Genomic DNA, 6,827 nt, shown 5'->3' on the forward strand with positions numbered 1-6,827 from the left:
TCTTGGTCGTTCGATCATTTCCGGCCGCGGCGGGCCGTGAGGGCCGCGCGATGCGGTCGTGGGGCCGTGAAGGGTCTCCCGCGCTCGGCCGTCAGCCGTCCACGCGCCGGACCGTGAAGTCGCCGGCGGCCACCCGGGCCCGCAGCTCCTCGTCCGCCGCGACCTCCGCCGGGTCCCGCACCACCGAGCCGTCGGCCCGCTGGAGCACCGCGTACCCCCGCTCCATCGTGGCCGCGGGCGACAGCGCGCGGACCCGCGCCCGGGTGTGCGACAGCTCCGAGTCGGCCCGGTCCAGCAGATGCCCGAAGGTGCGCCGGCCGCGCGCGAGCAGCGCGTCCAGCTCGTCCTCGCGGACCTCCACCATCCGCTGCGGATGCTCCATCACCGGCCGGGCCAGCGCGTGCGCGAGCCCCCGCTCCTCGCGCTCCAGGAGCCCCCGCACCGCGCGCAGCGCCCGGTCCCGCATCCCGCGCACCCGGTCCAGCTCCTCGCCCACGTCGGGCACCACCTTCTTCGCCGCGTCCGTGGGCGTCGACGCCCGCAGGTCGGCGACCAGGTCGAGCAGCGGCGCGTCCGGCTCGTGCCCGATCGCGGACACCACCGGCGTACGGCACTCGGCCACCGCCCGGATCAGCTGCTCGTCCGAGAACGGCAGCAGGTCCTCGACGCTGCCGCCGCCCCGGGCCACGACGATCACGTCCACGTCCGGGTGCGCGTCCAGCTCCCGCACCGCCTGGATCACCTGCGGCACGGCCCGCACGCCCTGCACCGCCACGTTGCGCACCTCGAAGCGCACGGCCGGCCAGCGCCGCCGCGCGTTCTCCAGGACGTCCCGCTCGGCCGCCGACGCCCGGCCGCAGACCAGCCCGACCAGCTGCGGCAGGAAGGGCAGGGACCGCTTCCGGTCCAGCGCGAACAGGCCCTCCGCGGCCAGCGTCCGCTTCAGCATCTCCAGACGCGCGAGCAGCTCCCCGATCCCGACCGGCCGGATCTCCGCAGCCCGCAGCGACAGCTGCCCCCGCGGCGCGTACCACTCCGGCTTCGCGTGCACCACCACCCGGGCGCCCTCGGACACCACGTCGGCGACGGCGTCGAAGACCTGGCGGTAGCAGGTGACGTTGATCGAGATGTCGTACGAGGGATCGCGCAGCGTCAGGAACACCACCCCGGCGCCCGGGCGCCGCGACAACTGCGTGATCTGCCCCTCGACCCAGATCGCCCCCAGCCGGTCGATCCACCCCCCGATCAGCCGGGAGACCTCGCCGACGGGGAGCGGCGCTTCCGCTGACGTGTTCAGACCCATGCGCCGAGCGTAACGGGCGGGTCGGACACCGGAAGGGCGCCGTGCGGGGCGCGCCCGCCGGGCACGTCCGGCGCTACGGCAGCGGCCGCGCCGCCCCCTGCACCGCGAGCACCACGAGCCCCACGCCCAGCCAGATCACGCCCACCACCTGCGCCGACGGCGAGGCCTCCACGATCACCGCCACCAGCACCGCCGCGCCGAGGACCGGCACCACCAGGTGCGGCAGCCAGCGCGGCGGGCCCGCCATCCGGCGCACCGCGAACCAGCTCACCACGCTCGCGTGCAGCAGCACGAAGGCCGTCAGCGCCCCGATGTCGACCACCGACACCAGGTGGTCGAGCCCGTCGTCCCGGCGGGCCGCCCAGACCGCGGCGCCCATCGTGACCGCCGCCGACACCAGCAGCGCCACCCGCGGCACCCCCGAGTCGGTGCGGGCCAGCACGTGCGGCAGCCGCCGGTCCCGGCCCATCGCGAACAGCAGCCGTCCGCCCGCCGCCTGCCCGGCGAGCGCCGCGAACGCCGCCCCGATCGCCTTCGACACCGCCACCAGGTCGTGCAGCCAGCCGCCCACGGACGTGTCCACCGCGTCGTAGAAGGCCGAGCCCTGCCGCGCCGGATCGGCGGCCAGCTCCGCCGAGGACACCGGTTCGAGCAGCGCCACCAGCCAGGTCTGCGCCACGAACAGCACGCCCGCGAGGACCAGGCAGAACAGCACCGCCCTGGCCACCTTCGACGGCCCGCCCGTCACCTCCTCGGCGAAGGCCGCGATCGCGTCGAAGCCCAGGTACGAGAGCACCGCCACCGACACCGCCCCGACCACCGCCGCCGCCGAGAAGCCGCCGTCACCCGTGAGCGGCGACCACCAGTCCCGCTGCGCCCCGTCCCGTACGAGCACGACCACCGCCGACACCACGAAGACCAGCAGCACCACGATCTCCATCGCCAGCACCGCGAAGCCCACCCGGGCGGCCGCCCGCACCCCCCACAGGTTCAGCAGCGTGGTCACCACCACCGCGATCCCGGTCCACACCCAGCGGTCCACCTCGGGGACCAGCGCCTCCATCGCGATGCCGGCGAAGAGGTACGCCACGGCCGGGATCAGCAGGTAGTCGAGCAGCGCCATCCAGCCGGCCACGAAGCCCGGGCCCTCGCCCAGCGCCGTGCGCGCGTACGTGAAGACCGAGCCGGCCCGGGGCGCGACCCGCACCATCTGCGCGTAACTGAAGGCCGTGAAGCCCATGGCGACCGTCGCCACCACGTACACGAGTGCGACCGCCCCGTGCGACTTGGCGTCCAGCGTGCCGAAGACGCCCACCGGGGCCATCGGGGCGATGAAGAGGAGCCCGTACACGACCAGGTCCCGGAACCCGAGGTTCCGCCGCAGGCTCTCGTGCTCCGCCACCCGTGCTTCATGCGCCATGCGCCCAGTCTCGGCCACGCCCCCGGCCGAACCGCCGATCAAAACGCCGACCGAACCCCGACCGGCGCGGCCTTACGATGGGACCCATGACTGCGACGCCCGCCGCCAACCGCCCGAAGCGTGTCCTTCTCGCCGCTCCCCGCGGCTACTGCGCGGGCGTGGACCGTGCCGTGATCGCCGTGGAGAAGGCCCTCGAACAGTACGGCGCCCCGATCTACGTCCGGCACGAGATCGTGCACAACAAGTACGTCGTCCAGACCCTGGAGCGGAAGGGCGCGATCTTCGTCGACCAGGCGACCGAGGTGCCGCCGGGCAACATCGTGATGTTCTCCGCCCACGGCGTCGCCCCCACCGTCCACGAGGAGGCCCGCCAGGGCCGCCTCAAGACCATCGACGCCACCTGCCCGCTGGTCACCAAGGTCCACAAGGAAGCAGTCCGCTTCGCCAAGGAGGACTTCGACATCCTCCTCATCGGCCACGAGGGCCACGAGGAGGTCATCGGCACCTCCGGCGAGGCCCCCGACCACATCCAGCTCGTCGACGGCCCCGAGGACGTCGCCAAGGTCGAGGTCCGCGACCCGTCCAAGGTCGTCTGGCTCTCCCAGACCACGCTCTCCGTCGACGAGACGATGGAGACCGTCGACGCGCTCAAGGAGAAGTTCCCGCAGCTCATCTCCCCGCCGTCGGACGACATCTGCTACGCCACGCAGAACCGCCAGACCGCCATCAAGGAGCTCGCCGGCCAGTCCGAGCTGGTCATCGTCGTCGGCTCCAAGAACTCCTCCAACTCGCAGCGCATGGTCGACGTCGCCAAGCAGGCCGGCGCCCCCGCCGCCTACCTGGTCGACTTCGCCAGCGAGATCGACGAGGCCTGGCTGGAGGGCGTCACCAGCGTCGGCCTCTCCTCGGGAGCCTCCGTGCCGGACGTCCTCGTCCAGGAGGTCCTGGAGTGGCTCGCCCAGCGCGGCTACGTCGACGTCGAGCTGGTCAAGACCGCCGACGAGTCGCTCACCTTCTCGCTTCCCAAGGAGCTCCGCGACCAGGACCTGCGCGCCAAGGCCGCGGCCCTCGTCGAAAACGAGTGACGGAGCGCTCCGGCCCGTAACGTTGGGTCCATGAACGTCTTCGGAGTGGACATCGGCGGATCGGGCATCAAGGGCGCGCCCGTGGACCTCGACCGCGGCGACCTCGCCCAGGAGCGCCACAAGGTGCTCACCCCGCAGCCCGCGACGCCCGACGACGTCGCGGGCCGCGTCGTCGAGGTGGTCGAGCACTTCGGCTGGTCCGGCCCGGTCGGCGTCACCTTCCCCGGCGTCGTCACCGGCTCCACGATCCGCACCGCCGCCAACGTCGACAAGGGCTGGATCGGCGTCGACGCCGGCGCCCTGCTCGGCGAGCGCCTCGGCGGGCTCCCCGTCACCGTCCTCAACGACGCCGACGCCGCAGGCGTCGCCGAGATGACCTTCGGCGCCGGCCGCGGCCGCAAGGGCACCGTCATCCTGCTGACCCTCGGCACCGGCATCGGCTCCGCCGTCTTCGTCGACGGCACCCTGCTGCCCAACACCGAACTGGGCCACCTGGAGCTCAAGGGCCACGACGCCGAGAAGCGCGCCTCCGCGAAGGCCCGCGAGGACGAGGGCCTCACCTGGGAGCACTGGGCGACCAAGCGCCTCCAGAAGTACCTGGCCCACGTCGAGATGCTGTTCTCGCCGGAACTCTTCATCATCGGCGGCGGCGTGAGCCGCAAGGCGGACAAGTTCCTTCCCCTGATCGACGGCATCCGCGCCGAGATCGTCCCCGCCGAGCTCCAGAACAACGCCGGCATCGTGGGCGCGGCGATGGCCGCGAGGGCCCTGACGGGCCCGCGCCCGCTGCGCCCCTGAGGTGCTGCCCGGCCATGGGCCGCGAGGGTCCGACCGGCCCGCGACCGCAGCGGTCCACGAGGGACCCGGCCACTTCCTCCGGCAGGCGTTATCCGCGCTCGGGAGCGGGCCGACGCACCGGGCGTACGGGCTTCCCGACGCCCGCCGCGGCGGCGGCCCGCTGACGGCGGCCCATGTCCCGCACCTTGCGCACGCTCGCGATGACACCGGCCACCAGAGTGCCGCCGTACAGCCAGCCGGCGTGCACGGCGAGCGCCGTGACCAGGGCCATCGCCTGCCCGCCGACCCCACCCGTACCGCCGGAGATCGGCACCACGCCCACCGCGAAGGCGATCGGCACGCTGATCGGCGCGGTGACCAGGTCCGCGGTGCGCACCCACAGCGCGGTCAGCGCGCTCACCGGCAGGAACAGCAGACCGAAGGCGAGCGGCGAACCGTCCAGGACCAGCCAGTCCAGAAAGCCGATCACCAGCATCACGGCGGACGCGAACAGCCCCGCGCCGAGCCCGGTGAGCCGGGGATTGGGCAGCCGTCGCAGCGCCACCACCACCGGCGGCGCGGGCCGCTCCAGCCGCGGCCGGCCCGGCCGGGGCGGGGCGGCCACGCGGTACACCGCGGCACCCTCGACCAGCGCGCCGGGCGGCGTCACGGGGCCCTGCGCCCGGCCCGGGACGGACCGGCGGGGCTGCGGCTTGCGTGTTCTGTGCTGCTCCACCCCACCAACGTAGGTCGGAAGGGCCCGGGAACCCCGTGCGGGACACGCCCTTTGGGTGACCTTGGCGCGAAGAGGGCCGTCCTGGCCGGGTCGGTCCCGCTCGGTCACGGCCCGGTGCGGGCGGCGGAGATCCCGGGAGAGCCCCGTAAACTGGGGGATCGCCCCACCTCCACTCCTCCTAGGGAAGTCGCCACCGTGTCGCTCACGATCGGAATCGTCGGCCTGCCGAACGTCGGCAAGTCGACCCTGTTCAACGCCCTGACCAAGAACGACGTGCTGGCGGCCAACTACCCGTTCGCCACGATCGAGCCCAACGTCGGCGTCGTCGGCGTCCCGGACGCCCGCCTGGCCAAGCTCGCCGAGATCTTCGGCTCCGAGCGGATCCTCCCGGCGACCGTGGACTTCGTCGACATCGCCGGCATCGTGCGCGGCGCGAGCGAGGGCGAGGGCCTGGGCAACAAGTTCCTCGCGAACATCCGTGAGTCGGACGCGATCTGCCAGGTCATCCGCGCCTTCAAGGACGAGAACGTCGTGCACGTCGACGGCAAGGTCTCGCCGAAGGACGACATCGAGACGATCAACACCGAGCTGATCCTCGCCGACCTCCAGACCATCGAGAAGGTCCTCCCGCGCCTGGCGAAGGAGGCCCGGATCAAGAAGGACGTGGCCCCCAAGGTCGCGGCCGTCGAGGCGGCGAAGGAGATCCTGGAGCGCGGCGACACCCTCTTCTCGCAGGGCATCGTCCAGGGCTCGGAGAAGGCGGAGCTCCTGCACGACCTCCACCTGCTCACCACCAAGCCCTTCCTCTACGTCTTCAACGTCGACGAGGACGAGCTGACGGACGACGCCTTCAAGGACGAGCAGCGCGCCCTGGTCGCCCCGGCCGAGGCGATCTTCCTGAACGCCAAGCTGGAGGCGGACCTCGCCGAGCTCGACGAGGCGGACGCCATGGAGCTCCTGGAGTCGGTCGGCGCGGAGGAGCCCGGCCTGGCCACCCTCGCCCGCGTCGGCTTCGCCACCCTCGGCCTCCAGACCTACCTGACGGCCGGCCCCAAGGAGTCCCGCGCCTGGACCATCCCCCAGGGCGCGACCGCCCCCGAGGCCGCCGGCGTGATCCACACCGACTTCCAGAAGGGCTTCATCAAGGCCGAGGTCATCTCCTTCGCCGACCTCGTCGAGACGGGCTCGGTCGCCGAGGCCCGCGCGAAGGGCAAGGCCCGCATGGAGGGCAAGGAGTACGTGATGCAGGACGGCGACGTGGTGGAGTTCCGCTTCAACGTCTAATACGTCCGGCGAAAGGCCGTCTGACCTGCGGAGGAGCGGGTGGGGCGGCCTTTGCGCTCCGATGATGATCTCGGTGAAGCGGGTCGAGGGCAGCCCCGGTCTTGACAGGGGCCTGCTCGATCCGTAATGTTCTCCGGGTTGTCCGACGTGAGCACCGACCCCGGTCGGCCCCGGACAGCCATTCCGCAAGAACCACTACGCCTGACGGTGTCGATTCGTCGT

The 6,827-nt window shown here is 72.6% G+C and carries 6 protein-coding genes; 3 read left to right on the forward strand and 3 right to left on the reverse strand.

The window, feature by feature from the left end; all coding sequences use genetic code 11:
* Positions 1 to 91 precede the first annotated feature (91 nt).
* Both xseA and ACIGW2_RS04115 read right to left on the reverse strand, forming a co-directional pair.
* Positions 92 to 1,303, reverse strand: coding sequence for an exodeoxyribonuclease VII large subunit (xseA, locus tag ACIGW2_RS04110; protein WP_361586850.1), 1,212 nt, complete (start codon positions 1,301 to 1,303; stop codon positions 92 to 94).
* Positions 1,304 to 1,376: 73 nt separating this feature from the next.
* Positions 1,377 to 2,723, reverse strand: coding sequence for an APC family permease (locus tag ACIGW2_RS04115; protein WP_361586853.1), 1,347 nt, complete (start codon positions 2,721 to 2,723; stop codon positions 1,377 to 1,379).
* A gap of 77 nt (positions 2,724 to 2,800) precedes the next feature.
* On the opposite strand from ACIGW2_RS04115, the gene ACIGW2_RS04120 reads away from it, so the two are divergent.
* Complete coding sequence (locus ACIGW2_RS04120; RefSeq protein ID WP_391652960.1) at positions 2,801 to 3,808, forward strand: 4-hydroxy-3-methylbut-2-enyl diphosphate reductase; 1,008 nt, start codon at positions 2,801 to 2,803, stop codon at positions 3,806 to 3,808.
* A gap of 30 nt (positions 3,809 to 3,838) precedes the next feature.
* A complete protein-coding gene (gene ppgK, locus ACIGW2_RS04125; protein WP_399840905.1) occupies positions 3,839 to 4,606 on the forward strand; it encodes a polyphosphate--glucose phosphotransferase in 768 nt (255 codons plus the stop codon).
* Between the two features lie 88 nt (positions 4,607 to 4,694).
* Here the strand turns inward: ppgK and ACIGW2_RS04130 are convergent, their stop codons facing one another.
* Positions 4,695 to 5,321: a DUF6542 domain-containing protein gene (locus tag ACIGW2_RS04130; protein WP_399840907.1), complete on the reverse strand. Its 627-nt coding sequence runs from the start codon at positions 5,319 to 5,321 to the stop codon at positions 4,695 to 4,697.
* A gap of 195 nt (positions 5,322 to 5,516) precedes the next feature.
* Between ACIGW2_RS04130 and ychF the strand changes: the two genes are divergently transcribed.
* Positions 5,517 to 6,605, forward strand: coding sequence for a redox-regulated ATPase YchF (gene ychF, locus ACIGW2_RS04135; RefSeq protein WP_361586862.1), 1,089 nt, complete (start codon positions 5,517 to 5,519; stop codon positions 6,603 to 6,605).
* The last annotated feature ends 222 nt before the right edge of the window (positions 6,606 to 6,827 follow it).

The sequence above is a fragment of the Streptomyces sp. NPDC053541 genome, assembly GCF_044544705.1.
Taxonomy (GTDB): domain Bacteria; phylum Actinomycetota; class Actinomycetes; order Streptomycetales; family Streptomycetaceae; genus Streptomyces.